At 37.3% G+C, this 26,261-nt stretch carries 25 protein-coding genes, 7 tRNA genes, 1 rRNA gene, 1 pseudogene and 1 riboswitch; of the genes and pseudogenes, 28 read left to right on the top strand and 6 right to left on the bottom strand.

Features of this window, described 5'->3' with window-relative positions:
• The 13 genes from OCV53_RS09275 to rsmI all read left to right on the top strand — a co-directional run.
• Positions 1 to 1,755 (top strand): 23S ribosomal RNA (locus OCV53_RS09275); the annotation flags it as partial.
• Between the two features lie 70 nt (positions 1,756 to 1,825).
• A tRNA-Asp gene (locus OCV53_RS09270) sits at positions 1,826 to 1,899 on the top strand.
• Between the two features lie 19 nt (positions 1,900 to 1,918).
• A tRNA-Val gene (locus OCV53_RS09265) sits at positions 1,919 to 1,991 on the top strand.
• Positions 1,992 to 2,011: 20 nt separating this feature from the next.
• A tRNA-Thr gene (locus tag OCV53_RS09260) sits at positions 2,012 to 2,084 on the top strand.
• A 48-nt stretch (positions 2,085 to 2,132) separates the two neighbouring features.
• A tRNA-Tyr gene (locus OCV53_RS09255) sits at positions 2,133 to 2,214 on the top strand.
• Between the two features lie 12 nt (positions 2,215 to 2,226).
• Positions 2,227 to 2,300 (top strand) — tRNA-Met (locus tag OCV53_RS09250).
• Positions 2,301 to 2,324: 24 nt separating this feature from the next.
• Positions 2,325 to 2,397 (top strand) — tRNA-Phe (locus OCV53_RS09245).
• Between the two features lie 159 nt (positions 2,398 to 2,556).
• Entirely contained in the window at positions 2,557 to 3,963 is a 1,407-nt protein-coding gene (locus OCV53_RS09240) for an aminotransferase class I/II-fold pyridoxal phosphate-dependent enzyme (protein ID WP_055197803.1), read from the top strand.
• A gap of 2 nt (positions 3,964 to 3,965) precedes the next feature.
• Entirely contained in the window at positions 3,966 to 4,592 is a 627-nt protein-coding gene (gene tmk, locus OCV53_RS09235) for a dTMP kinase (protein ID WP_055197802.1), read from the top strand.
• A gap of 6 nt (positions 4,593 to 4,598) precedes the next feature.
• On the top strand, positions 4,599 to 5,591 hold the full coding sequence (gene holB, locus OCV53_RS09230) for a DNA polymerase III subunit delta' (protein ID WP_055197801.1): 993 nt from the start codon (positions 4,599 to 4,601) through the stop codon (positions 5,589 to 5,591).
• Complete coding sequence (locus OCV53_RS09225; RefSeq protein WP_055197800.1) at positions 5,585 to 6,487, top strand: PSP1 domain-containing protein; 903 nt, start codon at positions 5,585 to 5,587, stop codon at positions 6,485 to 6,487. The genes holB and OCV53_RS09225 overlap by 7 nt, the downstream gene beginning before the upstream one ends.
• On the top strand, positions 6,468 to 7,202 hold the full coding sequence (locus OCV53_RS09220; RefSeq protein WP_022374705.1) for a tRNA1(Val) (adenine(37)-N6)-methyltransferase: 735 nt from the start codon (positions 6,468 to 6,470) through the stop codon (positions 7,200 to 7,202). Before OCV53_RS09225 ends, OCV53_RS09220 begins: the two co-directional genes overlap by 20 nt.
• Positions 7,203 to 7,204: 2 nt before the next feature.
• Positions 7,205 to 8,050 carry a 16S rRNA (cytidine(1402)-2'-O)-methyltransferase gene (gene rsmI, locus OCV53_RS09215; protein WP_022374706.1) on the top strand — a complete coding sequence of 282 codons (846 nt, stop codon included), beginning with the start codon at positions 7,205 to 7,207 and terminating at the stop codon, positions 8,048 to 8,050.
• A gap of 331 nt (positions 8,051 to 8,381) precedes the next feature.
• Here the strand turns inward: rsmI and OCV53_RS09210 are convergent, their stop codons facing one another.
• Together OCV53_RS09210 and metG are read right to left on the bottom strand one after the other, a co-directional pair.
• A complete protein-coding gene (locus OCV53_RS09210; protein WP_008393791.1) occupies positions 8,382 to 8,651 on the bottom strand; it encodes an AbrB/MazE/SpoVT family DNA-binding domain-containing protein in 270 nt (89 codons plus the stop codon).
• A gap of 111 nt (positions 8,652 to 8,762) precedes the next feature.
• Positions 8,763 to 10,733, bottom strand: coding sequence for a methionine--tRNA ligase (metG, locus tag OCV53_RS09205; protein ID WP_055197799.1), 1,971 nt, complete (start codon positions 10,731 to 10,733; stop codon positions 8,763 to 8,765).
• A gap of 121 nt (positions 10,734 to 10,854) precedes the next feature.
• On the opposite strand from metG, the gene OCV53_RS09200 reads away from it, so the two are divergent.
• The 9 genes and pseudogenes from OCV53_RS09200 (at position 10,855) to OCV53_RS09160 (ending at position 17,349) form a co-directional block, all read left to right on the top strand.
• Entirely contained in the window at positions 10,855 to 12,621 is a 1,767-nt protein-coding gene (locus OCV53_RS09200) for a DUF885 domain-containing protein (protein ID WP_242852148.1), read from the top strand.
• A 16-nt stretch (positions 12,622 to 12,637) separates the two neighbouring features.
• A complete protein-coding gene (locus OCV53_RS09195) occupies positions 12,638 to 14,323 on the top strand; it encodes a phosphoenolpyruvate carboxykinase (ATP) (RefSeq protein WP_055197798.1) in 1,686 nt (561 codons plus the stop codon).
• A 67-nt stretch (positions 14,324 to 14,390) separates the two neighbouring features.
• A complete protein-coding gene (locus OCV53_RS09190; protein WP_055197819.1) occupies positions 14,391 to 14,801 on the top strand; it encodes a MarR family winged helix-turn-helix transcriptional regulator in 411 nt (136 codons plus the stop codon).
• Between the two features lie 120 nt (positions 14,802 to 14,921).
• Positions 14,922 to 15,467: a YcxB family protein gene (locus OCV53_RS09185; RefSeq protein WP_022374485.1), complete on the top strand. Its 546-nt coding sequence runs from the start codon at positions 14,922 to 14,924 to the stop codon at positions 15,465 to 15,467.
• A gap of 17 nt (positions 15,468 to 15,484) precedes the next feature.
• Entirely contained in the window at positions 15,485 to 15,607 is a 123-nt protein-coding gene (locus OCV53_RS09180; protein WP_262568766.1) for a hypothetical protein, read from the top strand.
• Positions 15,607 to 15,666: pseudogene (locus OCV53_RS12460) on the top strand (hypothetical protein); the annotation flags it as partial. The gene OCV53_RS09180 and the pseudogene OCV53_RS12460, both read left to right, overlap by 1 nt.
• A 55-nt stretch (positions 15,667 to 15,721) precedes the next feature.
• A riboswitch (cyclic di-GMP riboswitch) is annotated at positions 15,722 to 15,797 on the top strand.
• A gap of 122 nt (positions 15,798 to 15,919) precedes the next feature.
• On the top strand, positions 15,920 to 16,195 hold the full coding sequence (locus OCV53_RS09170; RefSeq protein WP_022374489.1) for a hypothetical protein: 276 nt from the start codon (positions 15,920 to 15,922) through the stop codon (positions 16,193 to 16,195).
• Positions 16,192 to 16,644: a response regulator gene (locus OCV53_RS12255; RefSeq protein ID WP_055197796.1), complete on the top strand. Its 453-nt coding sequence runs from the start codon at positions 16,192 to 16,194 to the stop codon at positions 16,642 to 16,644. Before OCV53_RS09170 ends, OCV53_RS12255 begins: the two co-directional genes overlap by 4 nt.
• A gap of 72 nt (positions 16,645 to 16,716) precedes the next feature.
• Complete coding sequence (locus tag OCV53_RS09160; protein WP_022374491.1) at positions 16,717 to 17,349, top strand: endonuclease III domain-containing protein; 633 nt, start codon at positions 16,717 to 16,719, stop codon at positions 17,347 to 17,349.
• Between the two features lie 115 nt (positions 17,350 to 17,464).
• Here OCV53_RS09160 and OCV53_RS09155 read toward each other — a convergent pair whose 3' ends face one another.
• Positions 17,465 to 18,124, bottom strand: coding sequence for a YczE/YyaS/YitT family protein (locus OCV53_RS09155; protein ID WP_242852147.1), 660 nt, complete (start codon positions 18,122 to 18,124; stop codon positions 17,465 to 17,467).
• Positions 18,125 to 18,352: 228 nt separating this feature from the next.
• Here OCV53_RS09155 and OCV53_RS09150 point away from each other — a divergent pair, with 228 nt between their 5' ends.
• Complete coding sequence (locus OCV53_RS09150) at positions 18,353 to 19,216, top strand: LysR family transcriptional regulator (protein ID WP_022374493.1); 864 nt, start codon at positions 18,353 to 18,355, stop codon at positions 19,214 to 19,216.
• Between the two features lie 17 nt (positions 19,217 to 19,233).
• Positions 19,234 to 21,363: a SulP family inorganic anion transporter gene (locus OCV53_RS09145; RefSeq protein ID WP_055197795.1), complete on the top strand. Its 2,130-nt coding sequence runs from the start codon at positions 19,234 to 19,236 to the stop codon at positions 21,361 to 21,363.
• A gap of 33 nt (positions 21,364 to 21,396) precedes the next feature.
• Here OCV53_RS09145 and OCV53_RS09140 read toward each other — a convergent pair whose 3' ends face one another.
• Positions 21,397 to 21,912: a spore maturation protein gene (locus OCV53_RS09140; RefSeq protein ID WP_022374495.1), complete on the bottom strand. Its 516-nt coding sequence runs from the start codon at positions 21,910 to 21,912 to the stop codon at positions 21,397 to 21,399.
• Positions 21,909 to 22,481, bottom strand: coding sequence for a hypothetical protein (locus tag OCV53_RS09135; protein ID WP_022374496.1), 573 nt, complete (start codon positions 22,479 to 22,481; stop codon positions 21,909 to 21,911). Before OCV53_RS09135 ends, OCV53_RS09140 begins: the two co-directional genes overlap by 4 nt.
• Positions 22,482 to 22,619: 138 nt before the next feature.
• Here OCV53_RS09135 and OCV53_RS09130 point away from each other — a divergent pair.
• The 4 genes from OCV53_RS09130 (at position 22,620) to rsmA (ending at position 25,346) form a co-directional block, all read left to right on the top strand.
• Positions 22,620 to 22,690, top strand: a tRNA-Gly gene (locus OCV53_RS09130).
• 78 nt (positions 22,691 to 22,768) lie between these two features.
• Positions 22,769 to 23,716, top strand: a complete 948-nt coding sequence (locus OCV53_RS09125; RefSeq protein WP_022374497.1) for an NYN domain-containing protein — start codon at positions 22,769 to 22,771, stop codon at positions 23,714 to 23,716.
• On the top strand, positions 23,713 to 24,486 hold the full coding sequence (locus tag OCV53_RS09120) for a TatD family hydrolase (RefSeq protein ID WP_055197793.1): 774 nt from the start codon (positions 23,713 to 23,715) through the stop codon (positions 24,484 to 24,486). The genes OCV53_RS09125 and OCV53_RS09120 overlap by 4 nt, the downstream gene beginning before the upstream one ends.
• Positions 24,487 to 24,488: 2 nt before the next feature.
• Positions 24,489 to 25,346: a 16S rRNA (adenine(1518)-N(6)/adenine(1519)-N(6))-dimethyltransferase RsmA gene (gene rsmA, locus OCV53_RS09115; RefSeq protein ID WP_022374499.1), complete on the top strand. Its 858-nt coding sequence runs from the start codon at positions 24,489 to 24,491 to the stop codon at positions 25,344 to 25,346.
• Here rsmA and OCV53_RS09110 read toward each other — a convergent pair.
• Positions 25,335 to 26,228 carry a DUF6128 domain-containing protein gene (locus OCV53_RS09110; RefSeq protein ID WP_242852146.1) on the bottom strand — a complete coding sequence of 298 codons (894 nt, stop codon included), beginning with the start codon at positions 26,226 to 26,228 and terminating at the stop codon, positions 25,335 to 25,337. The genes rsmA and OCV53_RS09110 overlap by 12 nt on opposite strands.
• Positions 26,229 to 26,261: the final 33 nt, after the last annotated feature.

The raw sequence follows: 26,261 nt of genomic DNA, 5'->3' as shown, positions 1-26,261 counted from the left end.
GCTCACTAGTCGAGAGTCCCTGCGCCGAAAATGTCCGGGGCTGAAACACGACACCGAAGCTTAGGAATGTGTAAACATTGGTAGAGGAGCATTGTTAGCGGGATGAAGCCATACCGTAAGGAGTGGTGGACTGCTAAGAAGAGAGAATGCCGGAATGAGTAGCGAGATGAAGGTGAGAATCCTTCAGGCCGAATATCTAAGGTTTCCAGAGTAAAGCTGATCTGCTCTGGGTAAGTCGGGACCTAAGGCGAGGTCGAAAGACGTAGTCGATGGATAACAGGTTGAAATTCCTGTACCGCATATAAACAGAACTGTGGGGACACAGACAGGGAATGGAATCCGGGAATGGATATCCCGGTGCAAGCGAGGTAGGAGTGCTGCTGGCAAATCCGCAGCATGATCTGAAGACGTGATGCGTACCGAACATAAGTAGGGAAGTCCAGGCCCCTGGCTGTCAAGAAAAGCCGCTATTGTTTTATATGTGCCCGTACCGCAAACCGACACAGGTGGATGAGGAGAGAATCCTAAGGCCGACGGGAGAAGTATTGTTAAGGAACTCGGCAAAATGACTCCGTAACTTCGGGAGAAGGAGTGCCATGAGAGTGGCCGCAGAGAAATGGCCCAAGCAACTGTTTAGCAAAAACACAGGTCTATGCAAAACCGCAAGGTGAAGTATATGGGCTGACGCCTGCCCGGTGCTGGAAGGTTAAGGGGAGAGGTTAGCGCAAGCGAAGCTTTGAACTTAAGCCCCAGTAAACGGCGGCCGTAACTATAACGGTCCTAAGGTAGCGAAATTCCTTGTCGGGTAAGTTCCGACCCGCACGAAAGGCGTAATGATTTGGGCACTGTCTCAACGATACACCCGGTGAAATTGAAATACCAGTGAAGATGCTGGTTACCTGCGCCAGGACGGAAAGACCCCATGGAGCTTTACTCCAGTTTGATACTGGGATTCGGCATGGTATGTACAGGATAGGTGGGAGACTGAGAAGGTATGACGTCAGTTGTACCGGAGTCGCTGTTGGGATACCACCCTTACCATGTTGGATTTCTAACCTGTGGCCGTGAACCGGTCAGGGGACAATGTCAGGCGGGGAGTTTGACTGGGGCGGTCGCCTCCGAAAGGGTATCGGAGGCGCTCAAAGGTTCCCTCAGAATGGTTGGAAACCATTCGAAGAGTGCAAAGGCAGAAGGGAGCTTGACTGTGACACCGACGGGTGGAGCAGGTACGAAAGTAGGACTTAGTGATCCGGTGGTATAAAGTGGGATTGCCATCGCTCAACGGATAAAAGCTACCCTGGGGATAACAGGCTTATCACTCCCAAGAGTTCACATCGACGGAGTGGTTTGGCACCTCGATGTCGGCTCATCGCATCCTGGAGCTGTAGCAGGTTCCAAGGGTTGGGCTGTTCGCCCATTAAAGCGGTACGCGAGCTGGGTTCAGAACGTCGTGAGACAGTTCGGTCCCTATCCGGCGCAGGCGGAGGAAATTTGATAGGAGCTGTCCTTAGTACGAGAGGACCGGGATGGACGGACCGCTGGTGTATCTGTTGTACTGCCAAGTGCATCGCAGAGTAGCCAAGTCTGGAAGGGATAAACGCTGAAGGCATCTAAGCGTGAAGCCCCCCTAAAGATAAGATTTCCCATACCGAAAGGTAGTAAGACCCCTTGAAGACGACGAGGTAGATAGGGCAGAGGTGGAAGTGTGGTAACGCATGGAGCTGACTGTTACTAATCGGTCGAGGCTTTAACCAAAGAAGGCAGAGTGGAAGAGATGTGAATAGTTCTTGTATGTTGTTTTGAAGGTATATCCTTTATTAAATAAGGCCCGGTGGCTCAGCTGGTTAGAGCGCCGCCCTGTCACGGCGGAGGTCGTGGGTTCGATTCCCATCCGGGTCGCTTTATTTTTTGAATAATTGGGATCATAGCTCAGCTGGGAGAGCATCTGCCTTACAAGCAGAGGGTCATAGGTTCGAGTCCTATTGGTCCCACTTTTAAATTTAATAACTATGCCGTTGTGGCTCAATTGGCAGAGCAGCTGATTTGTAATCAGCAGGTTACCGGTTCAAGTCCGGTCAACGGCTTCACACCTAGTCATGATTAAGTTCTGATTTAGGTGTTTAAATATATATGGTTGGATTCCCGAGTGGCCAAAGGGGGCAGACTGTAAATCTGTTGGCACCGCCTTCGAAGGTTCGAATCCTTCTCCAACCATTTGATCATTATCGCGGGATGGAGCAGTCTGGTAGCTCGTCGGGCTCATAACCCGAAGGTCGTTGGTTCAAATCCGGCTCCCGCAATTTTTTATTTTTAATAAGTATTATGCCCAGATAGCTCAGTCGGTAGAGCAGAGGACTGAAAATCCTCGTGTCGCTGGTTCGATTCCGGCTCTGGGCATCTTTTTTATTTTGCGGGAAAATTTATAAGAAGATCCAAGGAGTTAGCTTTTAGAAAGAATGAAAAATTCGAAAGTTTACTCTTTTTTTAATTCCTATTCAATAGGAATTAAGTATGATATAATGAAAATGAAAAAATATGTTTACAAAGGGATAAAAAATGACATCAATTTATGACAAGTTGAAACAATTACAATATGGAGAAGAATATCCTTTTCATATGCCGGGACATAAAAGAAATTTAAAAATAGATCCATTACTTGATGAGATTGCAAAGGTTGATATCACAGAGATTACAGGATTTGATGATCTGCATCATCCAGAAGAGATGATTCGTGACTTGATGGATAACTTAAAACAGATTTATGGAACAGAGGAAAGTTATCTTTTAGTTAATAGCAGTACAGCAGGAAATCTGTCAGCAATTGCAGCCTTGTGTAAGATTGGAGACAAGATATTAGTAGCAAGAAATTGCCATAAGTCAGTGTATCATGCGATTGAATTGTTAGGATTGGATCCAGTTTATATTTACCCAGAAGTTGATGAAGATGGAATTTGTGAAGGAATTACAAAAGAACAGGTAGAAGCAGTTATCAAAGAAGAGAAGATGATCAAGGCGATGGTACTAGTTTCTCCGACTTATGAAGGACGAGTATCCGATATTCGAGGAATTTCAGATGTTTTACATCAGTATGATATTCCATTGATCGTAGATGAAGCACATGGAGCTCATTTTATTTATCATGAGGCATTTCCGGAAAGTGCAGTAAGTACTGGAGCAGATATTGTAATCCAGAGTCTACATAAGACATTGCCAGCAATGACACAGACAGGATTATTGCATTTATGCACAGATTGTGTTTCAAAAGAAATGATGCAGAAGAAACTTTCTATCTTTCAAAGTAGCAGTCCCTCATATGTATTAATGAGCTCTATCGAACAATGTATCCACATTTGTGATGGAAATCGTGGATATTTTCAACAATATTGTGAGCGATTGTGGATACTTCGTGAAAAATTAGAAAAATTACAACATATCCAATTAGTTCGAACAGATGATATTGGAAAACTTGTATTTTCGGTAAAGAATACAATGATATCTGGAGAAAAATTATTTGAGATTTTGAGAGATCAGTATCACTTGGAAATGGAAATGTCTGAACTATATTATGTGATTGCAATGACAAGTATATGTGATACACAGGAAGGGTATGATAGGCTGTATGAAGCAATGACAGAGATTGATCAGATGATCGATCTGGAGAAAAAACAAAATAAAAATCATATACAAAATAATTTTAAGAAAATGAATTTTCACAAGAATCGAAAAGCAATGAAACCAGAGGAAGCAACGAGAAGAAAACGTTGTCAGATTGATTATAAGCAGGCAGAAGGTATGATCGCTGCGGAATTTGTTTTCTTATATCCACCAGGAATTCCGTTAGTTGTGCCAGGGGAAGTGATCGATGATCATGCGATTCATAAGATCAGCCAGTATGAACAAAATGATATGAAGGTTATTGGACTTGATAACCATAAAATTTACATAATAGATGAGAGGATATAAACATGGGATTATTTTTGACCGTTGAAGGACCAGATGGAGCTGGAAAAACAACACAAATTGAATTACTAAGAGACTACTTATCTGCTAAAGGTTATGATATAATAGTATGTAGGGAACCTGGCGGAACTCCCATCAGTGAAGCAGTAAGGAATGTGATCCTTAACAAAGAATTCACTGAGATGGGGCATATGACAGAATTACTGCTTTATGCAGCTGCCAGAGCTCAATTGATCGAAGAAGTCATTCGTCCGGCATTAGAAGATGGGAAGATTGTGATCTGTGATCGTTTTGTAGAATCTTCCGCAGTTTATCAGGGGATTGCCAGAGGAATGGGAATTGATCTTGTTTATGAAGTAAATCAGTTCGCAATTGGAGATACGATGCCAGATCTGACGATTATGATCGATCTGGATGCAGAAGCCGGTATTTCAAGGAAGAAAAAACAAGCAGAACTTGATCGAATGGAAAGCGAGACAATTGATTTTCACAAGAAGGTTGTTGAAGGATACAGACAGCTTGCAAGTCTGCATCCAGAGAGAATCTACACCGTTGACGGAAACCTGCCGATTGAAGAGATTCATCAGCAGATCGTTTCACAGGTCAACAAAAAATTTCATGGTAAAGGGTGATGTAGTATGAAGAGTTTTGATGCAATTATAGGACATAAAAAAATAATTTCTCATTTTGAAGAAGCAATCAAGACGGGAAAGGTTTCCCACGCTTATTTATTAAGTGGTGAAGATGGAAGCGGAAAGATGATGATCGCAAAGGCAGTTGCAAAGGCACTTCTGTGTGAACACAAAGATGGATGTGGTGAATGTGCAGCATGTAAGCAGGTAGATTCATTAAATCATCCAGATGTCATTTATATTACTCATGAAAAGTATGAAATTCGTGTTGATGACATTCGAAAAGGAATCAATGAAACAATCGATATCAAACCTTATAGTGGTGATTATAAGATTTATATCATTGATGATGCAGACCGTATGAATGCAGGAGCCCAGAATGCTTTATTAAAGACTTTGGAAGAACCACCTGCATATGCAGTAATCTTTTTGTTAACAAATAATAAAGACAGACTGTTAGATACGATTCTGTCAAGATGCGTATCCATGACACTTGGAAGTGTCCGAGAGAATGAGATTGAAGATTATCTGAAGGCAAATACAGGGGCAAGTCATGCAGATATCGCATTTGCAGCAGCATTTTCACTTGGAAATATTGGACGTGCACTTCATGTATTAGAGACAGAAGAATTTAAAGATATGTTAAATGATACGATGAATGTCATTACACATATGAAGAGTATGGAAATCTATGAAGTTGTATCTTATGCTAAGAGTCTGACAAAATATAAGAATGAGATTTATGATTTCCTTGATATAATTATGGTATGGTATCGTGATATGCTGATTCTTAAGACAACAGGATCACTAAATCAGCTGGTATTTAAAGATAAATACCGCCAGTTAAAAGATCAGGAGATTTATATTTCATTTGAAGGAATCAGTCATATTCTTGATGAAGTTGAGAAGGCTAGAAGACGACTAATCGCGAATGTTAATTTTGAAGTGGCAATTGAAATGTTGCTCGTGACGATAAAGGAGAATGGTAAAGTATGGTAGAAGTAGTTGGAGTGCGATTTCGTACTGCAGGAAAGATATATTTCTTTGATCCAAAAGAATTTCAGGTGAGGTCGGGAGATCATGTCATCGTGGAAACTGCCCGAGGAATTGAATTTGGATCCGTCGTTTCTGAGAGAAGACAGGTAAAGGAAAAATGCATTGGAGATGAATTAAAACCTGTTTTAAGAATCGCAACCAAAGAAGACGAAGAAAGAGCAGAGAAGAACAGGGAGAAAGAAAAAGAAGCATATCAGATTTGTTTAGAGAAGATCAAAGAACATAACCTTGATATGAAGTTGGTATCAACAGAATATACATTTGATAATAATAAAGTTCTGTTTTATTTTACAGCAGATGGACGAGTTGATTTCCGTGAACTTGTAAAGGATCTGGCAGCAGTGTTTAGAACAAGAATTGAATTAAGACAGATTGGTGTTAGAGATGAAGCTAAGATGCTCGGTGGAATGGGAATCTGTGGAAGAAAGTTATGCTGTAATACATTTTTATCAGAGTTTGCACCTGTTTCCATTAAAATGGCAAAAGAACAGAATCTTTCTTTGAATCCAACAAAGATTTCAGGAGTTTGTGGAAGATTAATGTGCTGTCTTAAGAATGAACAGGAAACTTACGAATATTTAAACAGTAAACTTCCAAATATTGGTGAGAAATTAAAGACAAAAGATGGCGTATTTGGGGAAGTGCAGAGAGTTGATGTCCTTCGACAAAAGGTAAAACTGATCGTTGAAGATGAGAATGGAGATAAAGAAATTCAGGAATATAAGATTGATGATCTTGTGATGAGAAAGAAGAAACCACAGGGATGTCAAGGCTGCAGCAAAGGATGCAATAATAAGAATCAAGGATGTAATAAAGGACATGGAAAAAGAAAGAATTGATAATCTTGGGATCAATGGTTATCAGATCATTCAGAAAGAACAAGGATTTTGTTTTGGAATGGATGCAGTTCTTTTATCTGATTTTGCACAAGTTAAGAATGGTGGGAGAGTTCTGGATCTTGGTACGGGGACTGGAATCCTTCCCATTTTGATGGAAGCAAAGAGTAATGCTGCTCATCTTACAGGGCTTGAGATACAGTCAGAGATGGCTGAGATGGCGGCAAGAAGTGTCAAATTAAATCATTTGGAAGATAAGATAGAGATCGTGGAGGGTGATATCAAAGAAGCTTCTGCGATTTTTTCACATGACAGTTTTGATACGATCACATCGAATCCGCCATATATGATTGGGCAGCATGGACTTAAGAATCCGTCCGAGACAAAAGCAATCGCAAGACATGAGATTTTGTGTACATTTGCGGATATTACGGCAGCAGCGAAGAAGCTTTTAAAGAATAAAGGAAAATTATTTCTGGTACACAGGACATTTCGTTTATCAGAAATTTTATGCCAGTTGTCAAAAGATGGATTGGAGCCTAAAAGAATTCGTTTTGTGCATCCATATATCGATAAAGAACCGAATATATTTCTGTTAGAAGCAGTAAAAGGTGGAAAGTCAAGAATGACGGTAGAGCCTCCATTGATCGTCTATGAAAAAGAAGGAAAATATACAGAAGAAATTTATAAGATTTATGGAATGAATCCGGAGGAATAAGTATGAGTGGAACATTATATCTGTGTGCGACACCGATTGGTAATCTCGAAGACATTACTTTTCGTGTGATCAATACATTAAAAGAAGTTGATCTGATCGCAGCAGAAGATACGAGACACAGCATCAAATTATTAAATCATTTTGAGATTAAGACGAAAATGACAAGTTATCATGAGTATAATCGTGTGGAGAAAGCAAAAGTGCTTGTAAAGCAATTGCAGGAAGGAAAAAATATTGCACTGATCACAGATGCAGGAACACCAGGAATCTCAGATCCGGGAGAAGAGTTGGTGAGACAGTGTCACGAAGCAGGAATCACAGTGACAGCCTTACCAGGGGCATGTGCATTGATCAATGCATTGATCATTTCTGGGCAGCCAACAAGAAGATTTTGTTTTGAAGCATTTCTTCCGGCAGATAAAAAAGAGAGAAAACAGATTCTTGATTCTCTGGAAAATGAGACAAGAACGATGATTATCTATGAAGCACCGCATCGTCTTGTAAGAACATTAGAAGAACTGTACGAAGTGCTTGGAGACAGAGCTATGACACTATGCCGAGAGCTCACGAAGAAGCATGAGAGCGTTTTTAAATCCACACTGAGTGAAATCCTTGCCTACCATAGAGAAAACCCACCAAAAGGCGAATGTGTGATGATCATAGAGGGAAAATCTTTCAAAGAATTAAAAGAAGAAAGTCAGGAAGAATTTTTAAAGATTCCATTGCAAGATCATATGAAACATTATATGGACCAGGGACATTCTAAGAAGGAAGCGATGAAATTGGTAGCAAAAGATCGGGGTGTTGGTAAAAGAGAAATCTATCAGCAGTTATTGGAAGAGGAATAAAAGAAAAATATCCCACATAAAAGTGGGCAGGATTTAAAATATATTTTTCGCGTAGCTCTTTGATCTTCTTTTTCATGGTAGGGCTCCTCCTTTATATGAGGATCATAGCCAAAAGAAGAAAGGATCGCAGTACGCCACCGGTTAAAACTACGGAAAGTAGTATTTTTAAATTTTTAAGTGTACTTTTATGTAGCAGCCAATTTATAGTAATTCCCATAAGAACACCTTCCTTTGTAAAAATAAGAGCATTACAATATGAATGAAAATAGGCTGTCGTATTAGTTGTTATTAATACGACAGCCTTTCTTATATTTATTGTTTGATTCAAAAATTATGCTTCAGTAATTTCGAATCCTGCAAGCTTAGCTAATTCGATAATAGATTTTCTTGAGACTTTCTTTCCTTTGTAGTCGATCAGATCATCCATATCTTCTCCAGTAAAAATATCTGCAGGATTATATTTTTTTAAAATAATCTTGTCATCATCTACAAATATTTCAAGAGGATCGCGCTCGTTCACATCAAAGTTACGACGTAATTCGATCGGTAAAGTAATTCTTCCAAGTTCGTCAAGCCTTCTTACAATGCCTGTACTTTTCATGTGTAAACCTCCTTAATTGTCTTCAATCATTTTATAACTAAACCATAGCATACCAAAATCTGGTTGTCAATTTATTTATTTATCTAAAATTTAATGAACAAGTAAGTAAAATTAACAAATTTCAGCACCTGCTGGCATATCTTTATCTGGTGTCACAAGGGCTAATTCACCCTTTTCATTTTCTGCGCAAAGAAGCATTCCTTCGGAAAGAACTCCTGCTAATTTGGCTGGTTTTAAGTTTACAAGTACCATAACTTTTTTACCAACCATATCTTCTGGTTTGTAGTAAGCTTTGATACCAGAAACGATCTGTTTTACCTGATTTCCAATCTTAACCTGAGAGCAAAGAAGTTTCTTTGATTTCTTTACTTCTTCACAGGCAATGATCTCACCAACCTGGAATTGCATCTTTGTGAAATCATCAAAAGTGATCTCATCTTTTGGTTCAATGTCAATAACAGTATCTTCTTCGATGGCAGCATTTGCAGCTTTCACAGAAGCAGCCTGTTTCTCCATTAAGACTTTGGCTTTCTCCATAACTTCTTTCTCGTCTAATCTTGCAAATAAGATCTGAGGTTTTTCCGTTACTTTTGTACCACTCTTGTAGTTTCCGAATGTTGCAAGGTTATCAAATTCAACCATAGATGTATTTAACTGAGCAAAGATCTTCTCAGATGTCTCTGGCATATATGATGATAATAAAGATGCACCAATTGTAATTCCCTCTACAAGGTTGTATAAAACAGTTGCAAGACGGTCTTTAGAAGCTTCGTCTTTTGCTAATACCCAAGGCATTGTTTCATCGATGTAACGGTTGCAGCGGCGGAATAGGTTAAAGATCTCAGTTATTGCATCTGCAACACGAAGGTCAGCCATCTTCTCAGCAACTTTATCTCTTGTACCTGTTACAACGGCTTTCAGATCATCATCATAATCTCCGACAACACCCTTGTCTTCTACGATTCCGCCAAAATATTTGTTGGACATAGAGATTGTACGATTGACAAGGTTACCAAGGATATTGGCAAGGTCAGAGTTCATACGCTCGATCATTAATTCCCATGAAATCACACCATCTCGTTCGAAAGGCATTTCATGAAGAACGAAGTAACGAACTGCGTCAACTCCGAAGAAGTCAACCAGATCATCAGCGTATAAAACATTACCTTTAGATTTACTCATCTTACCATCGCCCTGAAGTAACCAAGGATGTCCAAATACCTGTTTAGGAAGTGGAAGATCCAGTGCCATCAAGATGATTGGCCAGTAAATTGTATGGAAACGAATGATATCTTTACCGATCAGGTGAAGATCTGCAGGCCAGAACTTGTTAAATTTGTCTGAACTGTTTCCATCACAGTCATAACCAATACCTGTGATATAGTTTGTTAATGCATCTAACCATACATAAACGATGTGACCTTCATCAAAGTCTACTGGAATTCCCCATGAAAATGATGTTCTTGAAACACACAGATCCTGAAGTCCTGGAATAAGGAAGTTATTCATCATCTCATTCTTACGGGATTCTGGCTGAATAAATTCAGGATGTGTATTGATGTGTTCGATCAGACGGTCTGCATATTTGCTTAATTTTAAGAAATAAGCTTCTTCTTTTGCAGGCTGTACTGGACGTCCGCAGTCAGGACATTTACCATCGACTAACTGGCTCTCTGTAAAGAAAGATTCACAAGGTGTGCAGTATAAACCTTCATATTCACCTTTGTAGATATCTCCCTGTTCATATAATTTCTTGAAGATCTTCTGAACCTGTTTCTCATGATCTTCATCAGTAGTTCTGATAAAGCGGTCATAAGAAGTATTCATAAGATCCCAGATTCTCTTGATCTCTCCAGCAACATCATCAACAAATTCTTTTGGTGTTACACCTTTTTCTTCTGCTTTTAATTCTACTTTCTGACCATGTTCGTCTGTTCCTGTCTGGAAAAATACGTCATAGCCTTCCATTCTTTTATATCGAGCAATACTGTCTGCCAGGATAATCTCATATGTGTTACCAATATGAGGTTTTCCGGAAGTATAAGTAATTGCAGTCGTAATATAATATGGTTTCTTACTCATAGTGCTCCTCCGATTTCTTGATTCTATCCTTTTAATTATAGTACATCTTTAGCGGATAGTCTATTTCTTTTCTTTAAAAAATAAGATATTAACAGGCAGTGATATGGAGGGAGAAACGGAATTGGAAGGAAGATTAAAAAAGGTCAGAATAAAATTGATCATGATCGGAATTTGTCTGATATTTCTTGGAGTTTACAGCCTGATCAAAGAGAAAAAAGATCAGACAAAGAATACATCACAAGAAGCATTTAACCAGTATGTTACGACATTTTTTAGAGAAAGTGCATCGGAAAATGAAATTACAAAGCACTACCTTTTAGAAAATTCTGAAAAATATGGGGTAAAACAGTCCCAAGATCTCTACCCAGTGATGAATGAAAAAAATATATTGAATGAAAAGATTAGAATTTCAAGAGAACTTGAGAAATTAAAAAAAATCAAACAAAAGGAATTAACGAAAAAACAACAAAATACATATATGATTTTGTTGGATTACTTAAAAAGACAGAAAAATCTGTCCATGTATCCTTATTATGAGAGAATCCTTGGAAAAACGTCTGGGCAGCAGGTACAGATTCTATTGACATTAAGTGAATATCGTCTAAAAAACGAAAAAGATATCAAAAGTTATTTTCGATTATTACAAGGACTGGATGGATATTTTAATTCATTGATCCAATATAGTAAGGAACAGGTAAAGAGAAATTTATTTATATCAGATCAGTCACTAAGAGGAGTATTGCAACAGATTCAAAGCGTTATAAAACGAAATAAAAATAATATATTGGTTGCAACATTTAATTTAAGGATGGCAGAAATCAAAGGAATCAATGCATCACAGAAAAAGAAATACTGCAGGAAAAATAAGAAACTAGTAAGGACAAAAGTTATTCCAGCTTACGAAAAATTATATTCTCATTTACAAGCACTAAAAGGAAATGGGCAAAATAAAAATGGTCTGTATTACTACAAAAATGGAAAAGAATATTACAAAGCATTAGTTGCACAGAAGACAGGATCAGATAAAACAGTGGAAGAAATGATTGAGATCAGTGACCAATCCATTGAAAAATGTCTTCGAAAACTTATAAAATTACAAAAAAAGTATCCTAATATCATAAATAGATATAGAAAATCTAAAAAAAATATTAAAATTGTGCAAAATTCACAAAAGGTACTTAACAAACTAAGGCAAAAGATGGTAAAATATTATCCAAAGGCACCAAAAGTCAGCTGTAAAATAAAATATGTGCACAAAACCATGGAAGAATATACTAGTCCGGCGTTCTATATGGTGCCGGCAATCGATTCTTACAAGGAGAATGTGATTTATGTAAATCAGGCACAAACTGCAGAGTTGTATCCGACTTTAGCACATGAGGGATATCCGGGGCATTTATATCAGAATGTTTATTATGCGGCAAAAGGTGAGGATCCGATACGCTATATTCTTGATTATCCAGGATATTCAGAAGGATATGCAGCTTATGTGGAAGGTTTTAGTTACAGTATGATGAATGATGCCAAAGGATATGGCGATATTTATCAGCAGATGAATATGGAGATGTACGAGTACAATCTGGCACTTTGTTCAAGAGTCGATTTTGGAGTTCATTATGAAGGATGGAAGAAGAAAGATGTCAGAGCGTATTTAAGATCATTTGGGATGGAGAAGTCTCAGGCAGATGAACTATTTCAGATGATCATCGAGAATCCTGCAAATTATTTGTCTTATTACATTGGTTATCAGGAGTTTTGTGAGCTTTTGAAAGATTATAAGAACAAGGCAGGAAAACAATATAACTTGAAAGCATACCACACAGAGATTTTAGATGCAGGCCCATGTAGTTTTGACATTTTGAGAAAGCGCATCGAAAGCAACCTATGAATGGAGGAAGTAACTTATGTCAACAAAAGCTTATTACACACACGAAGAAATCGGAAAAGGAAAGCCTGGATTTTCAAAAACAAGATCCATTATCGAAGCAGCATTTTATGGGAACAACGTCGTAGAGGTAACAGATTTAAAACAGGCTTATGAATTAGCAAAGAATTCTCCTGGAACGATCGTTACAGATATGCCAGTATATAAACCAGAAGCAATTGGTTTAGATGAAGGTTCCAAAGTTCTGTTATTTAACGATGGCTCAGTGACTGGACGCTGCGCGGCTGCAAGAAGAATTTCCAGTGAACCTGGTGTTGATACAAATGATCTGGATCTGAAACTGATGGATGCGATCTATGATACAAGATGGACGACATTATATCATGCGCAGGTATATATCGGATTAGATCCTGAATTTATGGTAAAAGCACATCTTTTAATTCCAGAAGGAGAAGAAAATATCTTATATTCATGGATGTTAAACTTCCAGTATATGAATCCTAAATACAATGAAATGTATAAGAATTCACAGCCAATTGCTGATGAGACAGATATCTATATTTTCTCAGACCCACAGTGGACACATGAAGAACATCCTTTAGGATTAACATATTTTAATACAGATACAAACTGTGCTGCACTTCTTGGTATGAAATACTTTGGAGAACATAAGAAAGGTACATTAACAATCGCATGGGCGATCGCAAACCGTAACGGATATGCTTCCTGCCATGGTGGACAGAAAGAATTCAAATTAGATAACGGAGAAAAATTTGTAGCATCTTTCTTCGGATTATCAGGATCCGGAAAATCCACATTAACACATGCAACACATAATAACAAATACGAAGAAATTCAGGTTCTGCATGACGATGCATTTATCATCAACACAGAAACAGGTGCATCTATCGCAATGGAACCAACATATTTTGATAAGACAGCAGACTATCCAACAGGATGCCCAGATAATAAATATCTGTTAACAGCACAGAACTGCTCAGCAACAAGAGACAGCGAAGGAAAAGTCGTTCTTGTCACAGAAGATATCCGTAACGGAAATGGTCGTGCGATTAAGTCCAAATTATGGTCACCAAACCGTGTAGATAAGATCAATGATCCAGTAAATGCAATCTTCTGGATCATGAAAGACCCAACAATCCCACCAATCGTTAAGATCAAGGGAGCATCCTTAGCATCTGTTATGGGAGCAACACTTGCAACAAAACGAAGCAGTGCAGAACGTTTAGCTCCTGGAGTTGATCCAAACCGTCTGGTTGTAGAACCATACGCAAACCCATTTAGAACATATCCTCTTGTAAATGACTATAAGAAATTTAGAAAACTTGTAAAAGAAAGAAATGTGGACTGCTATATCATCAATACAGGCGATTTCATGGGTAAAGATATCAAACCTGCAACAACAATTTCTGCTATTGAACAGGTTGTAGAAGGAACTGGAGAATTCAAACAGTGGGGACCATTTACAGATATTGAAGTGCTTGAGATGGAAGGATATGTTTCAGACTTCAGCGATATGAATTATGTAGAGACATTAAAAGCAAGAATGACAGACAGATTAAATTTTGTCTTCGAGAAAGACGTAGAAGATGGTGGATACAATGCACTGCCAACACAGGCGAAAGAAGCATTAGCAAAAGTAATCGGTGAAGCACACAATTTAGAAGTGGAAAATTCCAACAATTAAAGGTATAATACTCTTAAATCGTTGTTTTTAGGAGGTGGATTAATTGGATAAGGATCGTTTAAATAATATGGTGGTAGACTTATTCCACGGAATTTCGTATGAAGAAGAGAAAGCCGTGATCACGGATGAGTTTAAGGATATTTCAAATAAAGATCTGCATATTATTGATGCGATCGGGATTAAGAAACCTAAGAATATGTCAACGATTGCTAGAGATTTAAATATTACGGTTGGGACACTTACAACCGCTATCAGTAATCTTTTGAAGAAAGGATATGTGATCCGCAAACGTGGGGAGAGAGACCGAAGGGTTGTTTATATATCACTTTCTGAGAAAGGGAGAAAAGCATACAATCATCATAGAGAATTTCATAAACAGATGATCCAGAGACTGCTTGATACGTTAAATGAGCAGGAACAGGATCTGTTGGTGAAGGTTATGCAGTATTTTCATGACTATTTTCGGGAACATATGTAAACTATAAGTATAGTTTTTAGGAGATAAGCATAATAAAAGATTCAGAGAATGGTACTCTCTGGATCTTTTTTGATTAAAGTATATGCGTTATCTTAAAAATAAAGCAGGGGGGGAAGGAATATGCTGCAACTAAATTACAAATTAACAGACGAAGACTACATAGAATTCAACGAATTTCATCAGTTAATTCATTCAGAGGTAGGAAAGAGAAATCTGTTTTTTCTAAAACTAGCAGGACCAATGATCAGTGTTCTTGCGATAGTAATTTTCATTTTGGCAAGAGCAGAAAAAATGTTGATCATTACAGAAGTAATTGTATTATGCATTTTTTCAATTGTATGTGTAGCACAGGCTAAAAAGATTATGAAAAGAGGTATTCGCAAGACAATTCTTAAAATGATAGAAACAGAAGGACTACCATTTGCAGAAGAAATAACATTAACTTTTACGGAAGATCAGATTATAGAGATAACAAAAGGCCAGGAAGTGAAAGTAGATTATCAAAAGGTAGAAAATGTTTGTGAAACAGAGACGGCTTTTTACATTTATATTAGTTCCATAGAAGCACTTATTATTCCTAAGAGAGTTTTAAATCAGGATATGGAAAAGAAATTAATACGAATAGTCACAGAGAATTTTGCACATCTTATTTCTATTAACAAATAAAAAAGGAGAGAAATAAGATGCCAGATATATTTTGTTTTCAATGCCAGCAGACAGCAGGCAATAAAGGATGTGTGGTAACAGGTGTCTGTGGAAAGCAGTTACAAATACACACCGGACCAAAGAAGCCGACCGATTGGTAATGGATGGATTATTTACAACAAACTGTATCATGCCGCCAAGAGAGAGTTATCAAGATCGCGTGTATACAACATCAGTTGTTGGATATGAAGGATTAAAATATATTGAACGAAAGAAAGATATAACGGCAAAGCAGTCGAAAGGCTGTGACGCAAAGCTATAGGGCCTTTGACATGGCAGCCAGTTGCACATTGTATAATAAGAGTGCAGGGGACACTGTAGATATATTTATCTATAGTGTTTTTTACATGTTTGAAGATATCAAGAAAGTATTTGACATAGATAAAAAGAGTATGAATAAGGAATAGGAAATAATGAATAAGGAGTTATTTAGGGAAGAAATAATATATTCTGTGGGTGATTCAAACTTGGAGGAGAATAGTTATGAGATGATCAAAGACGTGATCCGTAATAATCATGCAGTTGGATTTATGACAGGACATTATGATGAGAATCTGACAATTACGAATGTCAGTGGATTTTTACTTTATAATCTTGGATATGATTACAAGGAGTTTATGGAAATTACCAAAGGTTCACTTAAAAATTTATTTTATGGGGAAAATAGAAGTTTTTTGGAAATGATGTGACGATCATTATCTTATCGGCATATGATTATTCGGAGATCGAAGCAGAGGCAAGAGAGGCTGGAGTTGATGAATTTATAGCAAAATCATTATTCAGATCAAGGCTTACAGCAACACTAAAAAATATCATTGAAGGGAAATCCAATAAAGAGGCTAACATTGAGACTGCAGAAAATGGAAAAGAAGCCGTTGAAAAATTTGCAAATGCACCAAGTGGTTTTTATGACTTGATCTTTATGGATATTCATATGCCTGTAATGAATGGATACGAAGCAACGGCAGCAATCCGTTCCCACAGAAAATATAGAGAAAAACAAATACCGATCATAGCAATGACTGCCAATGCATTTGCAGAAGATGTTGTAATGGCGAAAAATGCAGGAATGAAGGAGCATATTGCAAAACCTTGGGAGATGAATCGTTTGTGCGAGATCATGCAGAGATATCTGTAATTTGACCAATTTTCTTTCCAGTGCTAAAATAACAAAAATAACCAAACAGCTTTTAGGGAGGATTTGCAATCAATGAACAAAAAAGAATTAGCATTAGAAGTAATTGAACGTTTGAAAAATGAATATCCAGATGCGGATTGTACACTGGAATATGATCAGGCATGGAAATTATTAGTCAGTGTAAGACTTGCAGCCCAGTGTACAGATGCAAGAGTTAATGTTGTAGTCAAAGGATTGTTTGAAAAATATCCAACTGTAGAAGCATTAGCGGCAGCAGATGTCGCAGATATTGAGGAAATTGTACGTCCATGCGGACTTGGAAAAAGCAAAGCGAGAGATATCAGTAAATGCATGAAAGTTTTAAGAGATGAATATGATTGTAACATCCCAACAGATTTCAAATCTATTTTAAGTCTGCCAGGTGTTGGAAGAAAAAGTGCCAATCTGATCATGGGAGATGTGTTTGGAAAACCTGCGATCGTAACAGATACGCATTGTATCCGTCTTGTGAATAGAATTGGTTTGGTTGATGGAATTAAAGACCCAAAGAAAGTGGAGATGGCATTATGGGAGATCATTCCTCCAGAAGAAGGTAGTGATTTTTGTCACAGACTTGTATGGCATGGAAGAGATGTCTGCACGGCAAGAACGAAACCACATTGTGAGAGATGTTGTTTGAATGATATCTGTCATCAGATCATTTAGAAGATTACTTAGCATTTATAATAAAAGAGTATGATAAAAAACCGTAATCACTAATAGTTTTTGTAGTGATTACGGTTTTTTACTGCATATTATTGTATATTGTTAAAGTTAAAAATTATGCCTGAAATCCTAAGTAAGCATTGATTCTTTTGTGGAACAGTGAAGAAAATACATTTGTAATATTTCCGCTTAAGAAAGCAGCGATCACAGTTCCGATTCCAACAGATGGTAATTCTGGAAGTAAAACAAAAGAAGCGACAGCAGAACATACTGTAAATAAAACTTCCAGACAAACTCTCACGGCACCAAAGCTTACATTTTTCTTCTCAGCGATACTCTTAACAAGACCTTCCATTGGCATAACAGCAAATCCAGAACTAATTGTAAATCCAACACCTGTAGATAAAACTGCACATGCAATAACAGATAATAAGATCTTTGCTGCAAGACCATGAGGCTCGATAAAGAATAAACCATAAGAAGTAAATTCAATAAATAAAGAATAAACAAATGTCAACCCAAGTTGAATAAACTGTATTTTCCCGAATTCACGGAGAACCACTGCTTCACAGATCAAAAATGTTGAGTTGATCAGAAAATTAAATAAAGCATAGCTGTGAACAGGGGAGAGATAACTTAAAGTTAAAGCCATTGTACAGCTTGGGGCAACTCCAAGAGTTGCTTTTAAAAATAAATTAGAACCAACAGACATGATCAGCAGTCCTAAAATATAAAACAATAATCTATGGTAGAAAAAAGTTTTTTCGTTTTTCATATTTTTATCCATCCTTTCTATCAAAATTCTATATTTTCATAAATTTATTTCCCTTTTGTGTTCTTATTATATAGAGGTAGAAGTAAGTATTGCAATTCCAGTTAAGACTTGATATATTCCATGTAGGAATATATACAGAAAATAGCAGCTAAAAGTGATTGAGTATGATGAAAAATGAGAATAAAAAGTGTAAAATGAAATATATGAAAATAAAAGAGGATTATAAAAATGGAAATACAACAGCTATATTATTATATGGAATTATGCAGACAAAAGAATTTCACAGAGGCTGGGTATTCTTGTAATATGACACAAGGTGCATTGTCAAAGCAGATCAGAAAGCTGGAAAATGAATTAGGAACAACATTGATCCGTAGGAATACCCGGAGATTTGAGTTATCCAAAGAAGGGGAAATCTTTTTGTCTTATGCAAAAGAAATGACATCAATGTATGAAGAAATGCTAAAAAACATACAAAAAAATAAAGAGATCAAAATTGGATGTATGCCAGTACTTGCACCATATCATTTTGCAAGAATGGTAGCAGATTTCAAAAAACAATATCCGGATATAAAAATGGTGATAGACGAAAGGATTGCAAGTGAGATTCAGGAAAATTCAGATAGTTATGACTTTTTGATCTTAAGAGAAAATACAATGGAAGATGAGAAAAAATATCGATTTACGCCATTATATGATGACCGGCTATGTGCAGTTATTCATAAGAAACATCCATTATATGGGAGGAAAAAAATCCAGCTAAAAGAACTTTGTAATGATAATTTTATTTTCCCAGAAAAGGGAAGCGGAAGTTACGAAGTATTTTCTAAGGCTTGTGAAAAAGCAGGATTTAAGCCAAATATAATTTTTGAATTTCCACAGGCGAATACGATTATGAGTTTTGTAAGTGAAGGAGTTGGGATCACGATCACATTTCCAACAGTATATAACGAAGCAAAATGTGATGGGATAAAAATGATACCGTTAGAAGAAGAATTTCACTCAATGATTTCGTTATTTTATAAGAAAAATAAGCCTTTAGATTATGCACAGAAGCAGTTTCTAAATTATATGAGGGAACATTTAAATTAGAAAGAAGGAATGGAAGAATGACATTAGGACATACAATGAAGAATTACAAAAAAGGAAACCTGATGCATGATGTGATCACGGGAATTATCATTATGGCAGTATCTATACCGATTTCTATGGGATATTCACAGATTGCAGGACTTCCAGCGGTTTATGGATTATATGGATCTGTGTTTCCGATCATCTTATTTGCACTATTTTCTACATCACCTCAATTTATCTTTGGGGTAGATGCAGCACCTGCAGCGTTGGTAGGGTCAGCACTTTTAGGAATGAATATCCAAAGTGGTTCCAAGGAAGCACTTGCAGTCGTTCCAGTCATCACGTTTTTTGTGGCAGTATGGTTGATCGCATTTTATCTGATGCATGCAGGGAAACTTGTGAATTATATTTCGGCACCAGTTATGGGTGGATTTATTACAGGAATTTGTTCAACGATCATTTTGATGCAAGTACCAAAACTTATGGGTGGAACTGCGGGAACGGGAGAATTATTAGAACTTTTGGAACATATAGAAAAAACAGTAGAACAGATCAATCTTCCGTCACTGATCTTAGGGATTGTTTCACTTGTTATCTTATTGGGAGCCAAAAAGATAATGCCAAAATTTCCAATGGCAGTAGTGATGATGGCAGCAGGAGCAGTCATGACACAGGTTTTGCCGATGAAAGAATGGGGAATCAAGACATTGGATGCAGTATCACCAGGACTTCCAAGATGGAGTTTTCCTGATCTTACGTTAGTTCCGATGGACGAAGTAGTGACGATCAGCTTGTCAGTAGCAGTTGTTATTATGGCAGAAACACTTCTTGCAGAGAATAATTTTGCACAGAAAAATGGATACCGTATCAACGATAATCAGGAATTGTTTGCATTTGCAGCGGGAAATTTTGTGGCGGCATTGACTGGATGCTGTCCGATCAATGGATCTGTTTCAAGAACAGCAATGGGAGAGCAGTATCAAGGGAAAACGCAGTTAATGAGTATTGTGGCAGGATTATCAATGATCATTTTACTGCTTTTTGGAACAGGATTTATAGGATATCTGCCGATACCAGTGTTGACAGCAATCGTAATTTCAGCACTTCTTGGTGCAACAGAATTTGAACTTGCAGTGAAACTTTGGAAAGTCAGTCGTACAGAATGTTTCATTTTCTGGGGAGCGTTTATTGGTGTACTGCTACTTGGAACGATCAATGGTGTACTGATCGGAATTATTTTATCATTTGCGGAAATGGTAATTCGCTCATCAAAACCAGCAAGTTGTTTCTTAGGAATTCAGCCGGGACATAAACATTTTCGTGATCTGGCAGAGAGTAGGCAGATTCATGAGATCGAAGGAATTGTGATCTATCGATTTAGCAGTAATCTATTTTTTGCAAATGCAGGGGTGCTGCAGCAGGATATTGAGCAGGAGATTGAACGTAGAGGAAATATTAAAGCGGTAATTCTTGATGCAAGCGGAATCGGAAGTATCGATATCACGGCAGCAGATCGACTTGAGATTCTTTATAAGTCATTCAAAGAACAAGGAATCAAGTTTTACATCACAGAGCATATTGCTGGTTTAAATGAGCAGATGAGAAAGCTTGGGATTGGTTATCTGATTGAAGAGGGATGTGTTAGAAGAACAATCCATATTGCATTAAAAGATATGGGAATCAAACGTCCATATCCATTAGAAGGCGGAGTCGATAATGAAGAAAGAAGTGCTTCAAGAAAGCGTGTGGACAATCGGATGCAGGAGTTTGTCTGGGCATTTGGTTCAGAGACAGAAGATCAGATTGAGAAACAGATCACACGCCAGATCGAGCAGCTAAAGCAAAATGGAAATGTAGAAAATCTGTTGCATGGAAGATGGTCACATATGGAAGCGTTTGATGAAGATGAATGGTTAGAACATTTGGAAGAACATTTAAAAGAGATTGTAAATATTTCCGGAAAAGATGAAAGGACGCTGGCGGCACGTTTTGAGGAACATCGAAGAGAAATTCATGAACGAATCATGAAAGAACATCCAGAACTTGCACAGAGATTTAAAGAGAGAAGGCATCGTCTGGATGAACATTTGAAAGAGAAAAGACCAGAAGTTTATGATCTGGTTGTCAGTTTCCGAGAGATGGAAAATAAAAAAGATTTGGAATAATAAAATTCTTTTGGAAAGAGAGATTTTGATAGGCTATAAATAACACAGTACAATAGAAATCAGGGTTCCTGTAAACACAGCAAGTAATGCACCAGTCAGAGTATAACGGATTTTTTTAATTCCAACCACAGAATAATATACAGATAATGTATAAAAACAGGTCTCTGTAGAGCTGAGGATCACAGAGGACATAAATCCCGCTAAAGAATCCGGACCAGAAGTTTTATAAATATCCAATAAAAATCCAGTTGCAGCAGAAGAAGAAAAAAGTTTTGCAAAAATCACAGGAAGAACTTCTTGAGGAATCTTAAGCAGACTCCCGACAGGGGTCAGAAAACGAACAATCAGGTCAAGAGCACCAGAAGAACGAAAGATCTGAATTGCAAAAAATAAAGCAATCAAAGTTGGAGCAATCTCAAATACGATCTTAAAGCCGTCCATAACGCCTTCAAGAAATGGTGTATAGATATCCTTCCTCTTTAATGTTCCATATAAAATAAGAGTAAATATAAACATTGGAATTACAAGATTTGCAAGAAATGTGATCATCGTTTTCGGTCCTTCCATTTGATATAGATAACAGCCATGATCGTGGAAGCAAAAGTTGCGATCAGTCCAGGAATCAGTACTTTCGTTGGGTTTACGGAACCATATTGGCTGCGGTAAGCAATGATATTGATCGGAATCAGCTGCAAGGATGAGATATTTAAAATAAGAAAAGAACACATTTCATTGGTTGCGGTATCTTTATGAGGATTATTTTTTTGTAATTCTTCCATAGCTTTTAATCCAGAAGGAGTTGCAGCCCAGCCAAGCCCTAGCATATTTGCAATAATATTAGTGCTGATGTATTCTTTTGCTTTTTTGTTTTTTAAATTAGGGAAAAGAAAGGAAAGGAAGGGAGATAACATTTGCTGAAGTTTTGTAGTGATTCCAAGAGATAAGGCAATGCTCATGAGTCCAGACCACAGACCAACAATTCCAAACATAAGGATGCAGAGTTCTACAGCTTCTTTGGAGGAAGAAAGAATTGTATCGGAAAGTACAGCAATCTTCCCATTAAAGCTTCCAACGATCAAGCCAAATAAGATCATAAAACACCAGATAGAATTCATCATAAAATATACTCCAAGAAGCCTTTACAATAATTTATTCAAAAAAATAAAAAAAATTCAAAAAAACACTTGCAATTTATAAAAAGTGATGGTATAGTATTATTTGTCGCTGGGGAAAACAAATAACAGCGAACAAGATATGCGGGTGTAGTTCAATGGTAGAACTCCAGCCTTCCAAGCTGATCACGTGGGTTCGATTCCCATCACCCGCTTGGTATTTACTTAAGGATATATTCGAGAGGATATATCCTTTTTTCATTTTATAAACAATTTTAGATATGAGGGAAAATATGGTAGAAGAAGAAAAGAATCAGTTTGCAGTTCTGATCGATGCAGATAATATCAGTCCCAAGTATGCACCTATTATTTTTCAGGAACTTGAAGCATATGGATTTCCATCTTGCCGAAGAATCTATGGAAACTGGTCAAAGGCAAATGGGTGGAATGAAGAGTTATTATTAGAGTATTCCATTATTCCTGTACAGCAGTTCGCTTACACTTCAGGTAAGAATGCAACAGATATGGCAATGGTTATTGATGCAATGGACTTATTATATGGGAAGAAAGTGGATGGATTTTGCCTGGTAACTAGTGACAGTGATTTTACAAGGCTTGCGATGAGACTTCGAGAAGAGCATATGTACGTTATTGGTATGGGAGAATCCAAGACGCCGGTTGCATTGACAAGAGCATGTAATAAATTTATACATCTAAATCTTCTGTATGAAGCAGACAGGGATAAAGAAGATGAGATTGAAAATAATGAGATTGAAAATGTAACATCATTAGACGAAATTTCTTGCACAATTGCGGATATCATCAGTGAAAATGGAAATGCACCAGTTGATTTAGGGAGAATTGGAAACCGACTGAATGAGAAATATTCAGATTTTGATGTGCGAAATTATGGATATACAAAATTAAGTGTGTTGATCGATGAAGAGATGGATAATTTTGTGATCGTTCAGGAAGATACCAATTGTTATGTGGAATTTAAAGAATTGACAAGCAGAGAAACGATTGAAGAAGAAGTGATTCTTTTTGTAAAGAAAAATGGAGGTTCACTGGAGAATTTATCAGCCATAACATTAGAATTGAAAGATAAACACAGCGGATTTAATATAAAAGACTATGGGTACAGCCGTATGTCAAGTTTTTTACGAAGTATTCACTGCCTTGCAGTTAACGGAAATACAGTTAGATTAAAGAGACGAAGAGAGAAAGGGGAGAAACGATGATATTTGATACACATGCACATTACGATGATAAGCAGTTTGATCAGGATAGAGAAGAACTGTTGGTTTCTATGAAAGATAATGGGATCGGAACGATTGTTGATGTAGGATCTAATATGGAAACATCTGCATGGATCGTAGATGCAGTGAATCGATATCCGATGATGTATGGAGCTGTTGGAGTTCATCCAAGTGATACAGCTGATCTTACAGAGTCAGATATGGATACATTAAAGGAATACGCAGGCAAAGATAAGATTCTTGCAATCGGTGAAATTGGACTAGATTATTACTGGGATGAACCAGAACGTGAGATTCAGAAAAAATGGTTTGAAGCACAGATTGAGCTTGCCAGGGAAGTGAGATTACCAATTATTATTCACAGCAGGGATGCAGCAAAGGACACATATGATATAATGAAATCATTACATGCAGAAGACATCGGAGGAGTGGTTCATTGTTTTTCATATTCCAAAGAAATGGCAAGACAATTCCTTGATATGGGATTTTATATTGGAATTGGCGGGGTTGTGACATTTAAAAATGCAAAGACATTAAAAGAAGTTGCAGCGTATACACCATTAGACAGAATCGTATTAGAGACAGATTGTCCATATCTGTCACCAGAACCAAACAGAGGCAAGAGAAATTCTTCTCTGAACTTGAATTATGTAGCAGAAGCGCTCAGTCAGATCAAAGGGATTGATAAAGAGGAACTGATCGCAGTCACAGAAGAAAATGCAAGAAAATTGTATCGTATGAAAGAGGTATAAGAGTGAAACTTGGGAATCCAAAAAATACAATAGAAGTAATCCAAAAATATGACTTTGATTTTCAGAAGAAATTTGGGCAGAATTTCCTGATCGATGAACGTGTACTTGAGAAGATTATTTCCGCTGCCGAAGTAAATAAAGAAGATTTTGTATTGGAAATCGGACCAGGAATTGGAACTATGACACAGTATCTTGCTGAAAATGCAAGAGAAGTCATGGCAGTCGAGATTGATAAGAATCTGATTCCAATCTTATCAGATACATTAAGTGCATATGACAACGTGTCCATTTTAAATGCGGATATTTTGAAAGTTGATATCGCAAAGATTGTAGAAGAAAAGAACGGCGGTAAGCCTGTAAAAGTGGTTGCCAATCTTCCATATTACATTACAACACCGATCATTATGGGATTGTTTGAAAGTCATGTGCCAATCGACAGCATCACAGTTATGGTACAGAAAGAAGTTGCAGACCGCATGCAGTCAGGCCCTGGAACAAAGGACTATGGGGCATTATCGCTGGCAGTTCAGTATTATGCAGAACCATATGTGGTAGCAAATGTACCGCCAAACTGTTTTATGCCAAGACCGAAAGTAGGTTCAGCAGTTATTCGTCTGACAAAATATAAAGATGCACCGATCAAAGTTACAAATGAAAAGCTGTTATTCCAATTGATCCGTGCGTCTTTTAACCAGAGAAGAAAAACACTTCAGAACGGAATTAAGAATTTTGGTGGGCTAAACTTCTCCAAAGAACAGGTAGCACAGGCATTAGAAGAGATGGGATTACCAGCATCTGTCCGAGGAGAAGCCTTAACTTTGGAACAGTTTGCAACACTTGCAAACATATTAGATCGGTAAGATAAAATAGCCGAAATTACCAGTTTTATGAGGCTTTAAAGGAACTGTGATAAATGTTTTAAATCCAAATAAACGAGAGATAAAAGCTTTTTCGTTATCAAAGATTCCAGGAATTCCGAGATAACGCTGGCCGCTGTCAGCATCTTTTGCAAGCATCAGATGGCCGAAATTTCCATAATTTAAAAGAAGGAATCCATTTGCTTTTACGTTGTCATCAAGGTCAGGAATCTGATCAAGATCTTTTAGTGTGATCTTAATGCTAGGATCAAGGCTGTAAGAAAGAGGCATTGGCAAGGTGGGATACTCCTTCCAGTCAAAACCTTTAACAGGATCAGGATGCCGGATATTTTTGGCATCCTTTTCTAATTGAAGAGCTTCAATATACTCAGAAAGTCCGGAAGTTTTTGTCTCCGCGATCTCTTCTGTCTCTTCTGTCTCTTCTATCTCTTCTGTTTCTTTAGTTTCCTCTGTTTTTTCTATCGTTTCTACTATTTCTGGTTTGGCATCCGGAATTTCCAAGGGCTTAAAACTCCGGATAATGATCGGAAGTTCTTTCCATTGTGACCCAAAGAAATGTTCATTTGAGTGATAGATCAGAAAACCATCCATTTCTTCAAAATTTTCAATTACAGGATAATTCTTTTTAAATTCGATGATTGCATCACTTCGTCTGATCGTATCAAGAAAAATTCCCTCCATTGTACCTTCATGAAAATGATAAAAATAAATTTTATATTCCAATGCCTGATCATTTGTCTTTACATGGAAATATACCCGCAGTTGATTCTGGCGCTTTTCTATTTTGGCAAAACCAACATTAGAACCTTTAATTCCATGGTGATATTCATACAGATAGGATACAATACGCTGATAATCTGACAATCGTCTACTCTCTTTTTGATTCATTCTATGTTA

This window comes from Anaerostipes amylophilus (genome assembly GCF_025567365.1).
Lineage (GTDB): Bacteria > Bacillota > Clostridia > Lachnospirales > Lachnospiraceae > Anaerostipes > Anaerostipes amylophilus.
This window is presented reverse-complemented; position numbering and strand designations above follow the sequence as displayed.